We start from the raw sequence: 19,960 nt of genomic DNA on the forward strand, positions 1-19,960 counted from the left end.
ATCTTGCTCGCTACCCATTCCCAATCTTGCTCGCTACCCATTCCCAATCTTGCTCGCTACCCATTCCCAATCTTGCTCGCTACCCATTCCCAATCTTGCTCGCTACCCATTCCCAATTTAAATGCATGACAGCTTAATCCGTTGGGGCGGGTTTAGTGACATCAGGGTGAAAACTAAATGTTAATGGTAAAACCCGCCCCTACATTTTCTCCATCTCCCAGACGCGCCATGTTCAGTCTCTACAACCCCTGTTCCTCAACCCAACCTACACCAATGGGGAAAATCTAAAAAAAATCGATAGAAATGCAGACTCGGCAAAAAAATGCTAATTTAGATACAGAAATGCCATTCAAGGTGAAACGTTAGACTTAACCGATAAGCATTTTGAGTGCAAATCTGTACTCAGTAAAAGCTCCGAATAAAATTAGCTCAATTCCGCACTACAATAGGCTTTGAGCGTGAGTACAGAAATACTCGAACCCCACCCCTTAAATACTTGCACCCCATCCCGAAAATACTAGAACCCCTACCCAAAAATAAATTTGAAATGCCTCTGTAATCAGACTTTATGGTGATGAGTACATAACCAATTAATCTAATAAGTTTTAACCCCAGCCCAACGGAACCTCCTGTTTAGACCAAGCTGCTATAAAAACAACTATCGCCGGAATTCAAGTATGAAGGATGACCAATCAACTCCTTCATACTTAACTGTTTAAGTATTGGCGTTGGGTGTTAAGGGTGCATTTATCTTTTAATCAGACAATGCCGAAAGCCCATGACTCAAACAGTTACTGGATTAGCTACGCCGAGACGATTAGGCGATTCGGGGACACCGGAGGAGGATGTCATGAACACCAACAGTCTGAAGATGAAATCAGAATACGACTTGAAACGACCTCAGGAACGACAAACGGGCAAAGAGCCTAAAGAAATCCTGAACGCGACTCGAACTGAAAATATCTCCTCTGTCGCCAATCGGACTAAAATCCGCGTCGCTGTCGCCAGTAAAGGGGGTGGCTTGGTTAATCAACATTTCGGTCATGCTAAAGAATTCGAGATTTATGAAGTGAATCGCGATGAAGCCCATTGTATTGATCGGCGTTCCGTAACTCCCTATTGCCAAGGCGGGTATGGCGAAGCCGATGTACTGGAAAACATTATGCAAACGCTTTCAGATTGCCAAGCTGTTCTGGTTTCTAAGATTGGTGCTTGTCCCAAGGAACAATTGCAAGCGCAGGGAATTGAGTGTGTTGAAGCCTATGACGTGATTGAAAACGTGGTGTTGGACTTCTACGAGCAATATCAACTGTCCTAGGAGCGGGTTTTACCGATAACGTTTGATACAAAACCAATCCCTTAACTAAACCCGCCCTGATTCAAACATAGAGTATTTTATTTTGTATCTTTGGTTACGGTTTTTCTGGAATTTTAGCATCGGATTCGATTCCTAAACTGATGTTCTATAGGTAGACCTATGAGTGTAATTTATTTAGATAACAATGCCACCACCCGTGTAGATGAGGCTGTGCTGGAGGAGATGCTGCCTTATCTGAGTGAATATTATGGAAATCCCTCCAGCATGCACACGTTTGGTGGGCAATTATCCCGCAATATAGAGCAAGCACGAGAAAACGTTGCGGCATTATTGGGCGCTCAACCGACAGAAATTATCTTTACCAGTTGCGGTACAGAAGGGGATAATGCTGCGATTCGCGCCGCGTTGATCACTCAACCGGACAAGAAGCATATTGTTACCACTGCGGTGGAACATCCAGCGGTTTACAGTCTTTGCAAACGACTGGAAAAAGAAGGCTATCGGGTGACGTATCTCCCGGTTAATGGCAAAGGATTGATTGATCTCAAGGAACTGAAAGCTTCTCTCACCGACGACACGGCTTTGGTTTCGGTGATGTGCGCCAATAATGAAACGGGGACGATTTTCCCGATTGAACGGATTGGGCAGATTGTTAAAGAACGGGGCATTTTATTCCACGTTGATGCGGTGCAAGCGGTGGGGAAAGTTCCCTTAAATATGAGCGAGAGTACTGTTGATTTTTTGGTTCTATCGGGTCATAAACTTCATGCGCCTAAGGGGATTGGGGTACTTTATGTTCGCAAAGGGGTGCGCTTTCGTCCCCTGTTAATTGGGGGTCATCAAGAACGAGGGCGTCGAGGGGGTACGTCTAATGTTCCAGCCATTATTGGGCTGGGGAAAGCCGCAGAATTGGCAATCCAGCACGTTACGGAAGAAGTTACCCAGGTGAAGGAATTACGCGATCGCTTGGAACAAGGATTACTCAGTCGGATTTCCGATTGTCAGCTTAATGGTCATCCGTCGATGCGGCTACCGAATACGACCAATATTGGTTTTAAGTATATCGAAGGTGAAGCCATTTTACTGTCCCTGGATCGCTTCGGTATCTGCGCCTCGTCGGGTTCGGCTTGCACCTCTGGCTCATTAGAACCGTCTCATGTACTGCGGGCGATGGGACTCCCTTACACCCTTCTCCATGGTTCGATTCGCTTTAGTCTGTCCCGGTATACCACCTCGGCTGAAATTGATCGGGTGTTGGAAGTGATGCCACCAATAGTAGAACGTTTGCGAACGATTTCCCCCTTCAAGAATGAAGCAGACGAAGAACAGGGTTGGCTTCAAACAGCCAGGGAGCAAAAGGGTAGAGGCGTTATGACGGTGCTGTAGAGACGCGCCATGGCGCGTCTGGAAGCTGGGGGAGATTGTGTAGGGGCTCACTTTCACTACTATCTTTTCGGTTACACCTAGATGTAACTCGCGCCCGCCCCGACTTTACGTAATGACGAATGACGAATGACGAATGACGAATGACGAATGACGAATGACGAATGACAAATGACGAATGACGAATAACGGGAGAATAAGCGATGTGGGACTACACTGACAAGGTAATGGATTTGTTTCATAATCCGCACAATATGGGCGCGATCGCGACTCAAGATTGTGATCCGACGGAAACGATCGCGGTTGGCGAAATTGGCAGTATTGTTTGTGGCGATGCGTTGCGGTTGTATCTGAGGATTGATACCAAAACCGATATTATCTTAGACGCCCGTTTTCAAACCTTTGGTTGTGCGAGTGCGATCGCGTCTTCCTCGGCGCTGACGGATCTGATTAAGGGAATGACGGTTGATGATGCGTTGCGACTGACGAATCGTGAGATTGCTAGCTATTTGGGCGGCTTACCTCAAGAGAAGATGCACTGTTCGGTTATGGGTCAAGAAGCCCTGGAAGCGGCAATCTCTGATTATAAAGGAGTTCCGGTTAGACCGGAGGAAGAGGATGAAAGTCCCCTAGTGTGTAGTTGCTTTGGGGTTAGTTCCGCTAAGATTAAGCGACTGATTCGGGAAAATCACCTCACTAACGCTGAAGAAGTCACCAACTACATTAAAGCCGGTGGGGGGTGTGGCTCTTGTTTGGCAGATATCGATGATCTGGTGATCGATGTTACTCAAGAACAGGATAAATTAAACACCGCCGCGTCGCTATCCGCACCGATTCCTCAACCCGCCGTCGCTACAACGACTCCATCGACTTCCCCGATCAAGGAAAGCCAGGGGGGAACGCGATCGGCTACCAAGCTAACCAACTTGCAAAAAATTACCTTGATTCAGCAGGTTCTGGAAACGGAAATCCGTCCCACATTAGCCTATGATGGCGGCGATGTCGAGTTGCATGACGTAGAGGGCGATCGCGTCAAGGTGATTCTCAAAGGATCGTGTGATGGTTGTCCCAGCGTGATGATTACCCTGAAGATGGCGATCGAAAAGCGGCTGCAAGAACGAGTGTCTCCTAATCTTATTGTTGAAGCTGTGGTTTAAGTTTAATGGGCAAATTTTGACTTCAGTTTCTGATTGAACAGGTTTTAACGTAACTCCGTTGTATAGGTAACCCTTGGTGAATCGCCAAGGGTATTTTTTTGACCGATAACAGGTTGGATTGATTCTACAAGTAAGTAACATTTGCATTGAGTAATCTGAATTAAAAACAGTGTTAATTATCACTATTTAATAATAATTAAAGCTTTAACTAAATTGTAGACAAGCAATTAATCTATCGTTTGTATAGAAAGACTAATACTTTTTTACAAATCGAAAAATTCTGAATAAAAACTAAATCAATAAACCTCTGCTTTTGTAGCAAAAGACACTTTTAATTCTAGATTTAATTTCTATGATTAAATCATCAGGAAAACAAAAAACGTTACCAGGATAAACGCTCACTTGTTTCTTGATTGACTTGAAGATTTCGGATAGTTGAACATACAAAATTCTCCGAATCAACTTCAATTAACTGTTAATAATGTAACCTCAAAAACTTGAGCCTAATGGAGGTCTGAAATGAGGAAGATTGCTATTTACGGTAAAGGTGGAATCGGTAAATCCACAACCACACAAAATACAGTGGCTGGACTTGTCGAACTCGGTCGCAAAGTCATGATCGTTGGTTGTGACCCCAAAGCAGATTCTACGCGCTTATTGCTCGGTGGTTTGCACCAAAAGAGTGTGTTAGATACTTTACGTGAAGAAGGCGACGACGTTGATCTCGACGAAATCCGTAAAGAAGGCTATGGCAAAACCCTCTGCGTAGAATCCGGTGGTCCAGAACCGGGCGTAGGCTGTGCGGGTCGAGGCATTATCACCTCAATTAGTATGCTCGAACAACTCGGCGCCTATGACGAAAGTGAAGGTCTTGATTATGCCTTCTACGACGTACTAGGTGACGTGGTTTGCGGCGGTTTCGCCATGCCAATTCGGGAAGGTAAAGCCCAAGAAATTTACATCGTTACCTCTGGCGAAATGATGGCAATGTATGCTGCCAATAATATTTGCCGAGGCATTCAAAAATACGCTGAATCTGGCGGTGTTCGTTTAGGTGGTTTGATTTGCAACAGCCGTAAGGTTGATCTGGAAGCTGAACTTATCGAAGCATTGGCTGAATCCCTCAGCACTCAGATGATCTATTTCTTGCCTCGCGACAATATGGTTCAACGGGCAGAATTGAACCGCAAGACGGTGATTGAATATGACTCCGATTGTGAGCAAGCCGGTCATTATCGCAGCTTAGCTAAAGCGATTGATGAGAATACCAATCATGTCGTTCCCACACCAATGAAGAATGACGAGTTGGAACAACTACTTGTTAAGTTCGGTTTGTACGGCTAAAGATGCAGTGAAAGATGCAGTGTGTTGCAGGTGGAAGGTTAGAAAACGTTCCATACCTTCCACCGCTGAAATACAAGCACAATTGTTTGGAGGCAACATCCATGACTATCATGGTGAGAGCGATTATTCGACCGGAAAAGAGCGACGACGTGATGAAAGCGCTCTTGGACGCTGGTTATCCAGCCGTTACCAAAGTTGATGTCTTTGGTCGAGGCAAACAACGGGGATTGAAAATTGGTAATGTGCTTTATGATGAACTACCCAAAGCGTTGTTAATGGTAGTGGTTCCCGATACCGAAAAAGAGTTTGTGATTCGGGCAATTCTCAGCAGCGCTCGCACGGGAGAAGAAGGAGCAGCAGGCGATGGCAAGATATTTGTCAGTCCTGTAGAAGAAGTCTACACCATCAGCTCCGGCAAAACTGATTCGAGTAAGAAAGAACCTGCGCTGGCTACGCGCTAAACATGAGACCCATTTTGTATCCATTGTTCTTGTAGAAATCGTTATTAACGGTTTCTACAAGAGAACTCCCCGGTTTATGTTAGGAGGCACGAGAGTAAATCTCAGTGTTGAAGGTTATGAAAGAAGTTCTGGCTGTCATCAGGATGAACAAAATTAACCAGACGAAAGAAGCATTAAGTAAAGCTGGTTTTCCTTCAGTGACAGCGGTGAAAGTGGTCGGTCGAGGCAGGCAGCCTGTGGACTTTCAGTTAGCGAAAGCAATTAATGAAAATCCCCAAGATAGCAGTGATTTGCTGCCCCTCCTGGCTCAAGGACACCGTTTAATCCCTAAACGGATGCTCAGTTTGGTGGTTCCCGATGACAACGTTCAGCAAGTGGTTGACGCCCTGATTCAAGCCAATCAGACCAGCAACCCCGGAGATGGAAAAATCTTTGTTCTGCCCATCGAGGATAGTGTCCGTGTTAGCAGCGGCGAAACAGGAGCCGTCGCGATTGATGAAATGGCGGGTTAAGGTTTCCCCGCGAAATATAGGGGCGGGTTTTACGGGATAACGTTTTGGTACACATCGATAACTTGACTAAATCCGCCCTTCTAGGAAAGTAATTAAGACAGGAGAAAACGATTATGAGTCCCCATGATTCAGATACCTTGAAATTAGAAAAGGCGACGTATGAAGTAGACCCGAAAGAGGTTACCAAAGAGATGGTAGCCCCCTACCCAACCAAAGTTGCCAGAAAACGGGCAAAGCATATCGTGATGCGGGACCCGTCCGTCGAAGGACAGGAAATTCAGGCGAATGTGCGAACAGTTCCTGGGATTCTCAACACTAGACACTGTGCTTTTGCCGGATGTAAAGGGGTGGTTGTTGGTCCCTTTGGTGATGTGCTGCACATTGTTCACGGACCAGTGGGCTGTTCGTACTACACCTGGATGACGCGACGCAACCAGTATCGGGCTCGTGAAGATGGCAAGAATTACATGAGCTACTGCCTCACCACTGATATGCAGGACTCTGATATTGTCTTCGGCGGTGTGAAAAAGCTGCGTCAAGCCGTTCAGGAAGGCTATGACATCTTTAAGCCCAATGCGATTACCATCACAGCCACCTGTCCTGTGGGATTAATTGGTGACGATATTCAAACCGTTGCCAAAGAGATGACAGAAAAGTTGGGCATTTCGGTTGTTGCATTTAACTGCGAAGGATACAAAGGCGTTTCCCAGTCTGCGGGTCACCATATCGCCAACAATGGCTTCTTTAAAAATTGGGTGGGTGAAGGCGAAGCAACAGACGAAGAACTTGAAGGCTTCACCGTCAACCTTTTGGGTGAGTACAACATCGGCGGCGATTCCTGGGAACTTGAGCGGGTGTTTGAGAAGTGTGGCATTAATGTGATTGCTACATTCAGTGGTGATGGCACTTACGATGCGGCAACCAAAGCGCATTTGGCTCAATTGAACTTGGTCATGTGTCACCGCTCGATTAACTACATGGCGGAGATGATGGAAACCAAGTTTGGGGTGCCCTGGACAAAGGTTAACTTCATCGGTGTTCAATCGTTTGCCAAGTCCTTGCGTAAGGTTGCCCGATTCTTTAATGATGAAGCACTCACCCAGCGCGTTGAAGAGGTGATTGCTGAAGAAGTGGCTGCCGCAGAAGCGGAAATTGCCCCGATTCGGGAACGGTTAGAAGGCAAGAGTGCGATTCTGTTTGTGGGGGGTTCTCGCGCTCACCATTACCAAGACTTGTTTGCCGACTTAGGCATCAAAACCATTGCCGCAGGTTATGAGTTCGCCCACCGGGATGACTACGAAGGTCGTCAAGTTCTACCGTTGAAAGTAGACGCCGACTCCCGCAACGTCGAAGAGTTGCATGTCGAAAAAGACCCAGAGCGCTACAAACTGACGGCTGACCCAGCATGGGTGGAGCAGCTCAAAGAGGAAGGGTTCCTGAATCGGTACGAGGGCATGATTTCGGAGATGGGTGAAGACACCTTGATGATTGATGACATCTCCCATCATGAGCTAGAAACTCTGATTAAGCGCCTCAAGCCCGATATCGTCGGTTCCGGGATTAAGGACAAGTATGTGATTGAGAAGTTTGGCGTTCCTTGTAAGCAACTTCACAACTACGACTACGGCGGTCCGTTTGCCGGATTCCAAGGGGCGGTGAATTTCGCCAAAGATATCGATATGCGGATTAACAACCCCACTTGGAAGTTAGTGAAAGCCCCCTGGCAGAACTAGCCAATGTAGAGACGCGCCATGGCGCGTCTGAGAGCAAAAAAGTTATCCGTTAATTCTTGCGAGCAGGGCGGGTTTAGTCACATCTGGGTTGAACAAGCAACGTTAATCGTGAAACCCGCCCCTACTTAAACCCACAAAGGAGAACCAGAATCATGTTAGAAGCAACCCCTAAAGAAATCGTTGAACGCAAGGCGCTACGAATCAACCCGGCTAAGACTTGTCAGCCTATTGGTGCAATGTACGCCGCATTAGGGATTCACGGCTGCTTACCGAACTCCCACGGCTCTCAAGGCTGCTGTTCCTTCCATAAGTCTCACCTGACCCGCCATTACAGAGAACCCATCATGGCGGCAACCAGCGCCTTTACCGAGGGTTCCTCTGTGTTCGGTGGTGGTGCAAACCTGAAGCAAGCCCTGACCACTATTTTTACCGTGTACAACCCGGATATGGTGGCAGTTAGCACCACTTGTTTATCGGAAACCATTGGCGATGATTTACCGACATTTATCCGCCAAGCCCGTGAATCTGGGGCAGTTCCCGAAGGCAAATACGTCATTCACGCTAATACTCCCAGCTACGTCGGGTCTCATGTCACCGGCTGGTCGAATATGACTAAGGCGATGGTGACTTATTTATCGGCAAAAACCGATACGCCGAATAACAAGCTCAACATTATTCCGGGCTATGTCGAACCCTCGGATGTACGGGCGGTTAAGCAGTTGGTGACCCAAATGGGGATTGATGCGATTGTCTTCCCGGATACCTCGGATGTGGTGGATACACCGAAAACCGGTGATTTTCAGATGTACCCGAAAGGCGGGACACTGATTCCTGATTTAATCGACACGGGGAATAGTACTGCCACCTTAGCCTTGGGTAATTTTACCTCGGAAGCCGCCGCGATCGCACTCCAAAACAAGTGCCAAGTTCCGTCTCGTGTCCTAGACTTACCCATTGGTCTTCGCGCCACTGACCGCTTTGTCCAAGCCTTGATTGAATTCAGTGATGTCACGCCACCTGAGTCGCTCAATGATGACCGGGGACGATTAGTTGATGTGATGACCGATATGCAGCAGTACCTGTATCGTAAGCGAGTTGCCGTATACGGAGACCCTGACCAGGTAATCTCGGCGACTGAGTTCCTCGTAGACTGCGGTATGTTACCGGTTTACGTGATTACGGGTAGCCCGGTTGGGAAGCGTTTTGAAGAACGGGTCAAAGATATCCTCAAGGATGCCGTTCCTGATGCCGTGGTTGCGGCTAATGCAGACTTGTTCTACTTGCATCAACTGATTAAGAATGAGCCAGTCGATTTGCTTCTAGGCAATGAATACGGCAAGTATATCGGTCGTGATGAAGATATTCCGATCGTGCGCTTCGGTTTCCCCATTCTAGATCGCGTCGGTCACAGTTATTTCCCCACAACTTGCTACTGGGGTGGTATCTACCTGCTGTCTAATATCTGCAATACCATACTCGAACGCCTCGACCGGGATGCACCCGATGAGCTGTTTGAATTGGTTCGCTAGAACGCTATCGGGGCGGGTTTAACAATTATCGGATTGTTCCACACTCGCCCCAACTCTGACAAATGACGAATGACAAATGACAAATGACGAATGACCAAGGAAACTTACCATGCAAAAACCCGAACACCATATATTCGTTTGTTCCAGCTTCCGAGTCAACGGCGACGCCAAAGGCGTTTGTCAGAAAAAAGATTCTACAACCTTAATCCAGTACCTCGAATCAGAAATCACAGACCGTGGTTTAGACGCTCTGGTTTCCTCAACAGGATGCATGAATCTGTGCAACAACGGACCGGTGATGATGGTTTACCCAGACAATTATTGGTACGGTAATGTTGATGAAGAAGCTATTGACGAAATCCTCGATGCTTTAGAAGACGGAAAACCTGCTGAGGATTATCTTTTTGTTAGTTAAATCTCAGAAAATAAAAGGCGACCCGAGTCAATTAAATGGATAAAGTTGTTCATTTGTGCAAGCGGGTCGCCCCTACACAAAGACCTATCCGTTAAATCCCACACCCCACCTCTCTTTTTTTTACCTTCTGCCTTCTGAAGTTTATGAGCCTGACGATATGGAACCTGTTATTTTTCAAGAACGTGAAAAGCAAATTCACCGCAAGGGAAACCAACCATTTGACCTGGAATGTAACAAAGACAGCCTTGCTGGTGCAGTTAGCCAACGGGCTTGCGTTTTTTGTGGGTCTCGCGTTGTTTTATACCCCATCGCTGACGCGGTTCATTTAGTCCATGGACCAATCGGCTGTGCGGCGTATACCTGGGATATTCGCGGGGCGCTTTCATCGGGTCCAGAATTGCATCGGTTGAGTTTTTCCACTGACTTACAAGAACGGGATGTCATCTTTGGTGGTGAGAAAAAACTGTATCAGGCGTTAACGGAACTGATTGACCGACATCACCCCAATGCGGCGTTTGTTTATTCTACCTGTATTGTGGGGATTATTGGCGATGATTTAGAAGCGATATGTCGGCGAGTTAGCCAAGAAAAAAATATCCCAGTAATTCCGGTTAAATCAGAAGGGTTTAAGGGTAACAAACGGGCGGGCTATAATGCTGCTTGTACTGCCATGTTTCGCTTAGTCGGTACAGGGGATACTACCGGAATTTCTCCCCGCAGTATTAATATTCTGGGTGATTTTAATTTAGCCGGAGAAATTTGGATTATCCGCGAATATTTTGAACGCATGGGTGTCCAGGTTGTTGCCAATATCACAGGGGATGGTAGAGTCGGAGATATCGCGCGATCGCACGGCGCTGCATTGAACGTGGTTCAGTGTTCTGGGGCGACGATGGACTTAGCCAAGATGATGAAGGAAAAGTATGGAACTCCGTTTCTGCGAGTGTCCTACTTTGGTGTCGAAGACATGGCGGAAGCCTTGTATAAAGTTGCCCGATTCTTCGAGGATGACCCAGACATTCTCAAACGCGCTCAAGACTTAGTGCGGGAAGAATTAACCCTGTTATATACTAAACTGCAAGAGTACCGCAAAGACTTGCAAGGTAAAAAAGCGGCGATTTATGTTGGCGGTGCGTTCAAAGCCTTTTCATTAGTGAAAGCCTTCCGACTTTTAGGCATGGATGTGGTGATGGTGGGTTCGCAAACCGGAACCAGCGAAGACTACCGAGAACTCCACGAAGTTACTGACGAAGGCACAATTATTGTGGATGATTCTAATCCCTTAGAACTATCAGCATTTTTAAAAGAAAAAGATGTTGATATCTTTGTCGGCGGCGTGAAAGAACGACCGATTGCCTATAAATTAGGACTAGGATTCTGTGATCACAACCATGAACGCAAGGAAGCATTAGAAGGATTTCTGGGAATGGTTAACTTTGCCAAAGAAGTACATAGCACCGTCATGTCTCCCGTCTGGAGATTCGTGCCGCGTAAAAATCAGAACTAGAAATGCCTTGAATTAACGTTTACTGCTCATCACTTGTAGTTGTCGGATGTTTTAAGTCGTTTGTTAGGGATAAACTCAACGCCATGAAGTTATGCCAATAATCCTAAACGCCTTATACATAACAAATGACCAATGACAAATGACCAATGACAAAATCATGTCTAAGAAACTCAAAATTAAGCAAAAAACCGAAGCTTACGTTTCCACAACTAACGCCTGTAAACTGTGTAAACCTCTCGGCGCTTGCATCGCCTTTCGAGGTATTGAAGGAACCGTACCTTTTCTGCATGGATCACAAGGCTGCGCCACCTACATGAGGCGTTATATCATCAGTCACTTTCGCGAACCCATTGACATCGCCTCATCTTCCTTGAGTGAAAAACACGCCGTCTATGGCGGAGGACCTAACCTGAAAAAAGGTATCCTCAATGTCATGGATAAATATGGCGCAAAAGTTGTGGGAATTGCCACCACTTGCTTGACTGAAACCATTGGGGATGATGTCACAGGATTTTTGAAAGAGTTTAAAGAAGAATTTGGCGACAAGGAATTGCCAACCTTGTTAAATGTCTCCACCCCCAGTTATAGTGGCACCCACATGGAAGGCTTTCATGCCACAGTAAGGGCAGTTATTGATCAATTAGTGGAACCAAAAACAGTCGAACCCACAACCGCTTCCCAATCCCCAGGAGTCGGGGCGGGTTTAGTCACATCTGTGCCAACAGAAAGTGATAGTCGTGAAACCAGCCCCTACACAATCAACAATCAACAATCAACAATCAACACCTCCAAAGTCAATCTTTTACCTGGATTAGTTTCTCCCGCCGATATCCGTTATCTAAAAGAAGTTCTCGATGATTTTAATTGTCCAGGAACTATCCTACCGGATATCTCAGAAACCTTAGACGGACCCGCCCAAATGGACTATGAAAAGATTCCGGAAGGGGGAACGCCAATTGCGGCGATTCAACGTATGGGACGTTCTGACGCCACGATTGAGTTCGGTCAAGTGTTGCAACGTAGTGGTAATTCTGGGGGTCAACTTCTGGCTAAACGCAGCGGTGTTCCCCTGTACGCCTTGGGTATGCCGATTGGGTTGCGAGAGTGCGATCGCTTCTTTGACACCCTAGAAGCGGTTTCTGGTTGTGCGACACCGAGAAAACATGAACTGGAACGGGGACGGTTAGTTGATGCGTATGTTGATTCCCATAAATATCTATTTGGTAAGCGGGTAGTTGTTTATGGGGAAGAAGATTTGTGTGTCGGATTAGCGGCATTTTTAGCCGAAATTGGCATGAAAATAGTCTTATGTGCATCAGGAGGAAATAGTGGACATTTTCAGGACGCGATTAATGCGGTTACCTCTGATATTGTCACCGAACCGCCAATCGTTAAAGAAGGATTTGATTTCTATGAAATTTCTGAAGAAATCGAAAGTCTAGACCCCGATATGTTGATTGGCACCAGCAAAGGATATTCCCTGACTAAAAAACATCAAATTCCCCTAATCCGCGTAGGCTTCCCCATTCACGATCGCTTTGGCGGACAGCGGATGCTCCATCTGGGGTATCGGGGGACTCAGAACCTGTTAGATCGGATTGTGAATGCCATTATCGAGAAGAAGCAAACCGATTCACCAGTGGGGTATGGCTATCTTTGATTTTGTCATTTGTCATTTGTCATTTGTCATTCGTCATTCGTCATTTGTCATTTGTCATACTCGCTTTCATCGAGAAGCAAGCTACGTCATTTGTTGACGAGTCACGCTTTAACCCTTTGTTACTGACTTAGTTTCGAGAGTCTTTCACTAAATTCAACTCATCACTTCAGGAGAGAAAACCATGACAGCTACAGTTAACTTAGAAAATCACCCTTGTTTTAATGTCAAGGTAAAAGGACAATTCGGACGAGTCCATTTACCGGTAGCACCCAAGTGCAATATTCAATGTAATTATTGCAATCGCAAATATGATTGCGTCAACGAAAGTAGACCTGGTGTCACCAGCACTATTCTTTCTCCCGCCCAAGCCGCTGTTTACATGGAAAAGGTATTAGAAAAAGAACCGAGAATCAGTGTGGCTGGAATTGCGGGTCCCGGTGATCCCTTTGCCAATCCAGAGGAAACCTTAGGTACAATGCGCCTACTGCGGGAAAAGTTTCCCGACTTAATTCTCTGCTTGGCGACTAATGGCTTGAATCTCAAATCAGAGTATATCGACGAAATTGCCGAAATTGGCGTCAGTCACGTTACCGTTACCATCAACGCGATCGACCCTGATATTACTCGCAAAGTTTACCGTTGGGTACGCCATGAAAAGTCAGTTTATCAGGGCTTAAAAGGCGCAAAGTTACTCTTAGAACGCCAATTAGTAGCCGTAAAAGGACTGAAAGCCGCAGGAATTACGGTTAAAATTAACTGCATTGTGATGCCCGGAATTAATGACCATCATGTAGTTGAAGTCGCCAAAGCCATGGCAGAATTGGGGGCAGATTTATTTAATGCCATGGCGATGTATCCCACCGCAGAAACGCCATTTGAGGGATTAACTGAACCCGATGCAATTATGATGGCGAAAATCCGCAAAGAATGCGAGGAATATTTACCGCAAATGCGCCATTGCACGCGCTGTCGGGCGGATGCTGTGGGACTTTTAGGGGCAGATCAGTCAGAAGAATTCCACGGTTGTTTAATTGCTTGTTCCAAGAAAGTTATTCCCATTGAAGAAAAAGAACGTCCCTATGTTGCTGTAGCAACCGTTGAAGGAATTCTGGTAAATCAGCATTTAGGTCAAGCGGATCAGTTTCAGATTTGGCAGAAAACGGATCAAGGCTTTACCTTAGTGGAAGAACGCCTTGCCCCTGACCGTGGAAGTGGTTTTGAACGGTGGCAAAAAGTTGCAACTATGCTGAAAGATTGTCGAGCAATTTTAGCCAGTAGTATTGGCGATAACCCGAAAGAAATTTTGACCAAGTGTGGTGTGCTTCCGGTGGAAATGAGCGGCTTTATTGAGACGGGATTGCAAGCGGTTTATGAGGGTAGCGATTTGTCAAAGCTGAAAGGTAAACGGCAAGTTGCGGCTGGTAAAGTTGGAGAATGTACCGGGAGTGGCTTAGGTTGTGGTTAAATCGTTCGTAGTTGTACTGTCTTCGCCATCAACTCGAATTCTTGACCCATAACCTGTAGGGTGCGTTAGCGAAGCGTAACGCACCATTTTTCTGATTATTGGTGGGTTACGGCGGATATTTCATTAAATGGTTATTTCTCTTTATTGAGTTACCGCCTAACCATTTTTCTGATTATTGGTGAGTTACGGCGGATATTTCATTAAATGGTTATTTCTGTTTATTGAGTTACCGCCTAACCATTTTTCTGATTATTGGTGGGTTACGGCGGATATTTCATTAAATGGTTATTTATCTTTATTGAGTTACCGCCTAACCATTTTTCTGATTATTGGTGGGTTACGGCGGATATTTCATTAAATGGCTATTTATCTTTATTGAGTTACCGCCTAACCCACCCTACAATTAATTATATTTTTAACCTTAAATAAAACTTAAAAACAGCAATTAATCAATTATTTGTAGCTTGTAATACCAGCTAAATATTTAGTCCTATCCTAATTAAGTCAGGGCGCACGTCTGTGCGCCCCTACGATTCCGGGCTGCTGTTGACTGGTGAAAACTGAGGATTTGGGACAACCCAATGTTCAAGCACGCACCCTTTAATCTGTTGCCACCATGACATCTGTCGCTTTAACAACAGCATACGCTTCCTTACCCTCGGCAAGACCGAGTCGTTCTGCCGAAGACTTGGTGATAATTGCCGTCATTTCTATCCCAGGAGCAACTTCTATTGTCACCTCACTGTTCACAGAGCCAGGTACAACCTTTTTTACTGTTCCTTTAAAGGTATTGCGAGCGCTAATTTCCATAGTTCAATCCCTGCTTTAGTCATTGGTTCACCAGCTAATAATACCAAAAATTAGTGAATTTTCTGATTTTGCTGAACAATTTTAGTCAACCAGCAAAATGTATTATTTTACTCACTTTTACCCTCGCAGAAATGATATAGCCTAGTCAGAAGACCGAATGCAAAAATGCGGCATACGTAATGGTTTTTATCTCACAGCAGTTTATCGAACAGTTAATCCAAGAAGACGTTCCCTATTTTGATTTAACCACCCAGGTGTTAGGGATTGGCGATCGCACGGGGACAATCCGCTTTACCACTCGCGCCCAAACCGTTCTAGCCTGTACCGAGGAAGCCGCCAGTATCTTACGCCAAACTGGGGCAGAGGTGACAGCAATCTTGGCAACGGGTCAAATCTTGGACGCTGGCGTCACCTTTCTCAGTGCTACCGGAAACGCCGCCGCCTTGCATCTGGCTTGGAAACCTGCCCAGAATTTACTGGAATATGCCTGTGGAGTCGCCACCAAAACCTACAATCTAGTCCATATAGCACAAACGGCGAATCAAAAGGTAATGCTTTATACCACTCGCAAAGTGATCCCAGCAACCAAACCCATCGCCGTGAAAGCCATCTTAGCGGGTGGGGCATATCCTCATCGACTGGGAGTCTCAGAAACCGTTTTAATCTTCCAACAGCATCTCAACTTTCTGGGCGGAATTGACTCCCTTATTCAGCAACTACCCGTAATCAAGCGCCAGGTTAAAGAAAAGAAAGTCATTGTTGAAGTCAAAGATATGGCTACCGCCTTTAAGTTAGCCACTTCAGGAATCGATGGGATTCAATTTGATAAAGTGAACGCCGAGACATTAGCGGAAACAATTCCCCAGATTAAGTCCATGAATCCAACCCTGATTACCCTGGCGGCTGGCGGGATTAATGACGCTAATATTGCCAATTATGCGGCAACTGGCGTAGATGGGTTAGTGTTAACCGCTCCCTATTACGCCAAGCCTACTGATATCCAGGTGGAAATTGAGCCGCTAGTCTAAGCAAGCAGACTATCAAGGATTGTAACATTTATAATGTATAATTTTGGTCTATTTTAATCCGTGGATAGTTGAACCAAAGTTGCATAATCATCCAATTTAACAGTCAGAATAAGTCAAAACTAAAATGAATCAACGACGTGTTATATCCTTAATGGTATGGATGGTGGCGGCTTTTTTAATCGTTGTGGGTTGTTCTCAAGGGACACCTCCGAACCCTTCCGCCACGTCACCAGAATCGGTAGAAATTACGGTATCAGCGGCAGCTAGTCTACAGGATGCCATGAAAGCGATCGCGCCATTATATACTCAAGAACAAGCTAACGTTATCATTACCTATAACTTTGGCTCATCGGGTTCTCTGCAACAGCAAATCGAACAAGGAGCGCCTGTGGATGTCTTTCTGTCCGCCGCGCCAAAACAGATGAACGCTTTGCAAGAGAAAGACTTACTACTAACTGATACACGCAAAGACTTATTGAAAAACTCAATAGTTCTAGTCACACCAAAGGATAAAACCGATATATCTAACTTTGAAGGATTGACGACTGATAAAGTGAGCAAAATTGCCATTGGTGCCCCGGAAAGTGTACCCGCCGGACAATATGGGAAAGAAGTCCTAACTTCACTGAATTTATATAAACCCATCCAATCTAAACTGGTTTTCGCCAAAGATGTGCGCCAAGTCCTCTCTTATGTAGAAACCGGAAATGTTCAGGCAGGTTTAGTTTATGCCACGGATGCCAACGTATCAGATAATATCAAGATTGTCGCCACAGCACCCGAAACGTCTCACTCACCCATTATTTATCCAGTTGCGGTTTTAAAAGAGAGTAAACATCCGGATTCAGCCAAAAAGTTTGTGCAGTTTCTCTCAACTGAAACCGCTAAAACTGTATTTGATAACTATGGCTTTAGCGTTAATGGCACTCTATAATTTGCATTAGAGCAATGGTGCGTTACGCTTCGCTAACACACCCTACCGGCTACCGGCTATACCTTGGGCGCAAAGATAGTGCCCCTACTATTCTAAATATCCTTCCCCAACCGCCAACTCCCTCTGCGTACCTCTGCGCTCACCTCTGCGTTAAAAAAACAATCCTGCCATTTCACCATTTAATTGAGGCAAGTGTATAGGCTAAGTTTCCCTGACGACAAACTTAATTTATAAAAAAGATAGTTAAACTACAGAAAATGCGAGGAAAGGCTGAGATACTACCCATCAAACTATCTCTAAAGGTTTTCAAATAACTCGATTACTGGACTGGTGGAATGCCCTATTCAGATTTATCTCCGCTGTGGATTTCTCTAAAAACCGCATTTGTCGCTACAATCTTCGCTTTATTAGTGGGAATTACTGCCGCCCTATGGATGTATGGCTATCGTGGTAAAGCCAAAGGATTAATTGATGGGTTGTTTACCCTGCCGTTGGTACTACCACCGACGGTTATCGGTTTTCTGCTACTGCTACTTTTGGGCAGAAATAGTCCTGTGGGACAACTATTAAAACAAATGGGAATTACGGTCATATTTTCTTGGTCAGCTACAGTAATCGCGGCTACAGTTGTGGCGTTTCCTTTGATGTATAAAACGGTACTGAGTGCCTTTGAACAAATTGACAAAGATTTGATTCATTGCGCTCGGACATTAGGGGCATCAGAATGGCGAATTTTTGGGCAGATTCTGTTACCTTTGGCATTACCTGGCGTGGTTTCAGGAACAATTTTAGCCTTTGCCAGGGCTTTAGGAGAATTTGGTGCCACATTAATGTTAGCGGGTAGTATTCCGGGTAAAACTCAAACCATGCCGATCGCGATCTTTTTTGCGGCAGAAGCAGGTAAGATGGACGAGGCGTTGAATTGGGTGCTGCTGATGGTCGCGATCGCACTCGGAGTAATTGCCGCAATCAACTACTGGTCAGGAACACAGCACTCCGCCAAGTGGCACGCGATCGCGCATTGGTTATCAGTTGCAACGGATTTTGTAAATGTAATACCATTCTTTAATCATGCCACGAAAAACCCTCCCGGCTATCGCCATTCTCCCTTAGCAAGGAGGGACTACAGGCAATGCTTTTCCAATAAACCAAACCTAACCCCCCCAGCCCCCCTTCCCTGCAAGGGAATGGGGGCGTCGGACTCCCCTCTCCTTGTAGGAGAGGGGTTGGGGGAGAGGTTAACTAAACAGTCTTGGAACTACAGGGGAGTTAGATATGGCAATAAAGGACTTTTTGTTAACCTGAAAAAACAGTTACCTGGGTTTACCTTAGACGCAAAATTAGAAGCCAATGGACAACCATTAGGACTCTTAGGCACGTCCGGTTCGGGTAAAAGTATGACACTGCGGTGCATTGCGGGGTTAGACTCACCCAACCAGGGGCGAATTGTTCTCAATGGGCGAGTTTTATTTGATTCGCAACGCGGAATTAATCTTCCTAGCCGCCAACGTAGAATTGGTTTTGTGTTTCAAAATTATGCCCTGTTTCCCCATTTAACTATTGCCCAAAATATCACCTTTGGTCTGCAAGATTTGCCCAAACTTGAACGCAGACAGCGCGTTGCCAAATATATGGATATGATGCAGTTGCAAGGCTTAGAAAACCGTTACCCTGAGCAAATTTCTGGCGGACAGCAGCAGCGAGTTGCTTTAGCTAGGGCTTTGGCAATTCAGCCAGAAGCCTTACTCTTAGATGAACCGCTTTCCGCTCTGGATACGTATTTACGCAGCCGGATTGAAAGGCTGCTGAGTGAAACGCTTTCCACTTATGAAGGCGTGACACTATTCGTTACTCATAAGCTAGAAGAAGCTTATCGAATTTGCCAGAATTTGTTGATTCTTTCCCAGGGAAACGTGATTGCTAATGATACCAAAGAAAATATTTTTGAGCGTCCTCCTAGCTTTGAAGTTGCACAGGTTACTGAATGTAAAAACTTTTCCGCCGCCCAGATGATTGAATACCAAAAAATTGAGGCGCTAGACTGGGGCTGTACGCTTCAGGTGGTTGAACCAATTCCTGACGGATTAACTTATGTGGGAATTCGCGCCCACCACTTCACCTTTCCTAACCATCCCGATGGAGAGAATACCTTTCCCTGTTGGCTAGTTACGACCAGTGAGACGCAACACCGAACAACGTTATATATCAAACTACATCATCCTCCTGATCATTCCCAACACTACCACCTGCAAGTTGAGGTCTACAAGGAAAAATGGGCTAACCTCAAAGACCGCCCCTTTCCCTGGTATGTTTGTTTAGATGCGCTGCGACTAATCTTGATGGAATAATAGCTAACTATTATGTCCGGAAACCTTGACAAAAACTGGGATCTCCATACTTGTCACCCCAGGTATTCTTATGTATAAGAAAAGGTTAAAATAGGGTTAAAATTACAGAACGTCCCTGGATGAATCTGACTTTGAAGTGATTTAGCCTGAGGAGTCGTGAGGTTAATTTTTGAGCAGCCTGTTTGCATTAGTGCGTCTCTAGTTCATTAATTGTAAAATTTTTTAATTTTATAGTAATAAATTGCAACAGTTCTCAGGAAAAAATCATCCCAAAAAGATATCTCAAATACAAAAAACTACAGGATAGGCTGAGATACTACCCATGAGATGAGCTATCTCATGCCATTTACTTGGAA

17 protein-coding genes are annotated in these 19,960 nt (G+C 45.5%); 15 read left to right on the plus strand and 2 right to left on the minus strand.

Annotated features, from left to right (window positions below; translation table 11 throughout):
• Positions 1–778 precede the first annotated feature (778 nt).
• Both RIG27_RS31875 and nifS read left to right on the plus strand, forming a co-directional pair.
• Complete coding sequence (locus RIG27_RS31875) at positions 779–1,318, plus strand: NifB/NifX family molybdenum-iron cluster-binding protein (protein ID WP_446349529.1); 540 nt, start codon at positions 779–781, stop codon at positions 1,316–1,318.
• A 159-nt stretch (positions 1,319–1,477) separates the two neighbouring features.
• The gene (nifS, locus tag RIG27_RS31880; RefSeq protein WP_446351080.1) at positions 1,478–2,704 is read left to right on the plus strand and encodes a cysteine desulfurase NifS; all 1,227 of its coding nucleotides are present in this window, start codon (positions 1,478–1,480) and stop codon (positions 2,702–2,704) included.
• Positions 2,705–2,781: 77 nt separating this feature from the next.
• Here the strand turns inward: nifS and RIG27_RS31885 are convergent, their stop codons facing one another.
• A complete protein-coding gene (locus RIG27_RS31885) occupies positions 2,782–2,943 on the minus strand; it encodes a hypothetical protein (protein WP_446351081.1) in 162 nt (53 codons plus the stop codon).
• Between RIG27_RS31885 and nifU the strand changes: the two genes are divergently transcribed.
• The 10 genes from nifU to nifB all read left to right on the plus strand — a co-directional run bounded on the left by nifU (position 2,905) and on the right by nifB (position 14,484).
• A complete protein-coding gene (gene nifU, locus RIG27_RS31890) occupies positions 2,905–3,858 on the plus strand; it encodes a Fe-S cluster assembly protein NifU (protein ID WP_446349533.1) in 954 nt (317 codons plus the stop codon). The two genes, RIG27_RS31885 and nifU, sit on opposite strands and share 39 nt — an antisense overlap.
• Before the next feature lie 519 nt (positions 3,859–4,377).
• Positions 4,378–5,202, plus strand: coding sequence for a nitrogenase iron protein (gene nifH / locus RIG27_RS31895; protein WP_006099029.1), 825 nt, complete (start codon positions 4,378–4,380; stop codon positions 5,200–5,202).
• 101 nt (positions 5,203–5,303) lie between these two features.
• Positions 5,304–5,663: a P-II family nitrogen regulator gene (locus RIG27_RS31900; RefSeq protein ID WP_446349536.1), complete on the plus strand. Its 360-nt coding sequence runs from the start codon at positions 5,304–5,306 to the stop codon at positions 5,661–5,663.
• 116 nt (positions 5,664–5,779) lie between these two features.
• Positions 5,780–6,175 carry a P-II family nitrogen regulator gene (locus RIG27_RS31905; RefSeq protein WP_446349538.1) on the plus strand — a complete coding sequence of 132 codons (396 nt, stop codon included), beginning with the start codon at positions 5,780–5,782 and terminating at the stop codon, positions 6,173–6,175.
• A 113-nt stretch (positions 6,176–6,288) separates the two neighbouring features.
• Positions 6,289–7,908: a nitrogenase molybdenum-iron protein alpha chain gene (nifD, locus tag RIG27_RS31910; protein ID WP_446351082.1), complete on the plus strand. Its 1,620-nt coding sequence runs from the start codon at positions 6,289–6,291 to the stop codon at positions 7,906–7,908.
• Between the two features lie 152 nt (positions 7,909–8,060).
• Positions 8,061–9,437, plus strand: coding sequence for a nitrogenase molybdenum-iron protein subunit beta (gene nifK / locus RIG27_RS31915; protein ID WP_446351083.1), 1,377 nt, complete (start codon positions 8,061–8,063; stop codon positions 9,435–9,437).
• Positions 9,438–9,546: 109 nt separating this feature from the next.
• The gene (locus tag RIG27_RS31920; protein ID WP_446351084.1) at positions 9,547–9,852 is read left to right on the plus strand and encodes a (2Fe-2S) ferredoxin domain-containing protein; all 306 of its coding nucleotides are present in this window, start codon (positions 9,547–9,549) and stop codon (positions 9,850–9,852) included.
• Between the two features lie 157 nt (positions 9,853–10,009).
• A complete protein-coding gene (gene nifE, locus RIG27_RS31925; RefSeq protein WP_446351085.1) occupies positions 10,010–11,359 on the plus strand; it encodes a nitrogenase iron-molybdenum cofactor biosynthesis protein NifE in 1,350 nt (449 codons plus the stop codon).
• A gap of 139 nt (positions 11,360–11,498) precedes the next feature.
• On the plus strand, positions 11,499–13,019 hold the full coding sequence (locus tag RIG27_RS31930) for a nitrogenase component 1 (RefSeq protein WP_446351086.1): 1,521 nt from the start codon (positions 11,499–11,501) through the stop codon (positions 13,017–13,019).
• Positions 13,020–13,200: 181 nt separating this feature from the next.
• Entirely contained in the window at positions 13,201–14,484 is a 1,284-nt protein-coding gene (nifB, locus tag RIG27_RS31935) for a nitrogenase cofactor biosynthesis protein NifB (protein WP_446351087.1), read from the plus strand.
• A gap of 600 nt (positions 14,485–15,084) precedes the next feature.
• Here the strand turns inward: nifB and RIG27_RS31940 are convergent.
• Positions 15,085–15,294, minus strand: coding sequence for a TOBE domain-containing protein (locus RIG27_RS31940; protein ID WP_446349576.1), 210 nt, complete (start codon positions 15,292–15,294; stop codon positions 15,085–15,087).
• Between the two features lie 179 nt (positions 15,295–15,473).
• Here RIG27_RS31940 and modD point away from each other — a divergent pair, with 179 nt between their 5' ends.
• From modD to modB, 3 genes are all read left to right on the plus strand, one after another.
• The gene (modD, locus tag RIG27_RS31945) at positions 15,474–16,322 is read left to right on the plus strand and encodes a ModD protein (protein WP_446351088.1); all 849 of its coding nucleotides are present in this window, start codon (positions 15,474–15,476) and stop codon (positions 16,320–16,322) included.
• 124 nt (positions 16,323–16,446) lie between these two features.
• Entirely contained in the window at positions 16,447–17,256 is an 810-nt protein-coding gene (gene modA / locus RIG27_RS31950) for a molybdate ABC transporter substrate-binding protein (protein WP_446351089.1), read from the plus strand.
• A 335-nt stretch (positions 17,257–17,591) separates the two neighbouring features.
• On the plus strand, positions 17,592–19,604 hold the full coding sequence (modB, locus tag RIG27_RS31955; RefSeq protein ID WP_446351090.1) for a molybdate ABC transporter permease subunit: 2,013 nt from the start codon (positions 17,592–17,594) through the stop codon (positions 19,602–19,604).
• Positions 19,605–19,960: the final 356 nt, after the last annotated feature.

The sequence above is a fragment of the Coleofasciculus sp. F4-SAH-05 genome (assembly GCF_040222985.1).
In the GTDB taxonomy this organism is placed as follows: Bacteria; Cyanobacteriota; Cyanobacteriia; order Cyanobacteriales; family Coleofasciculaceae; genus Coleofasciculus; species Coleofasciculus chthonoplastes.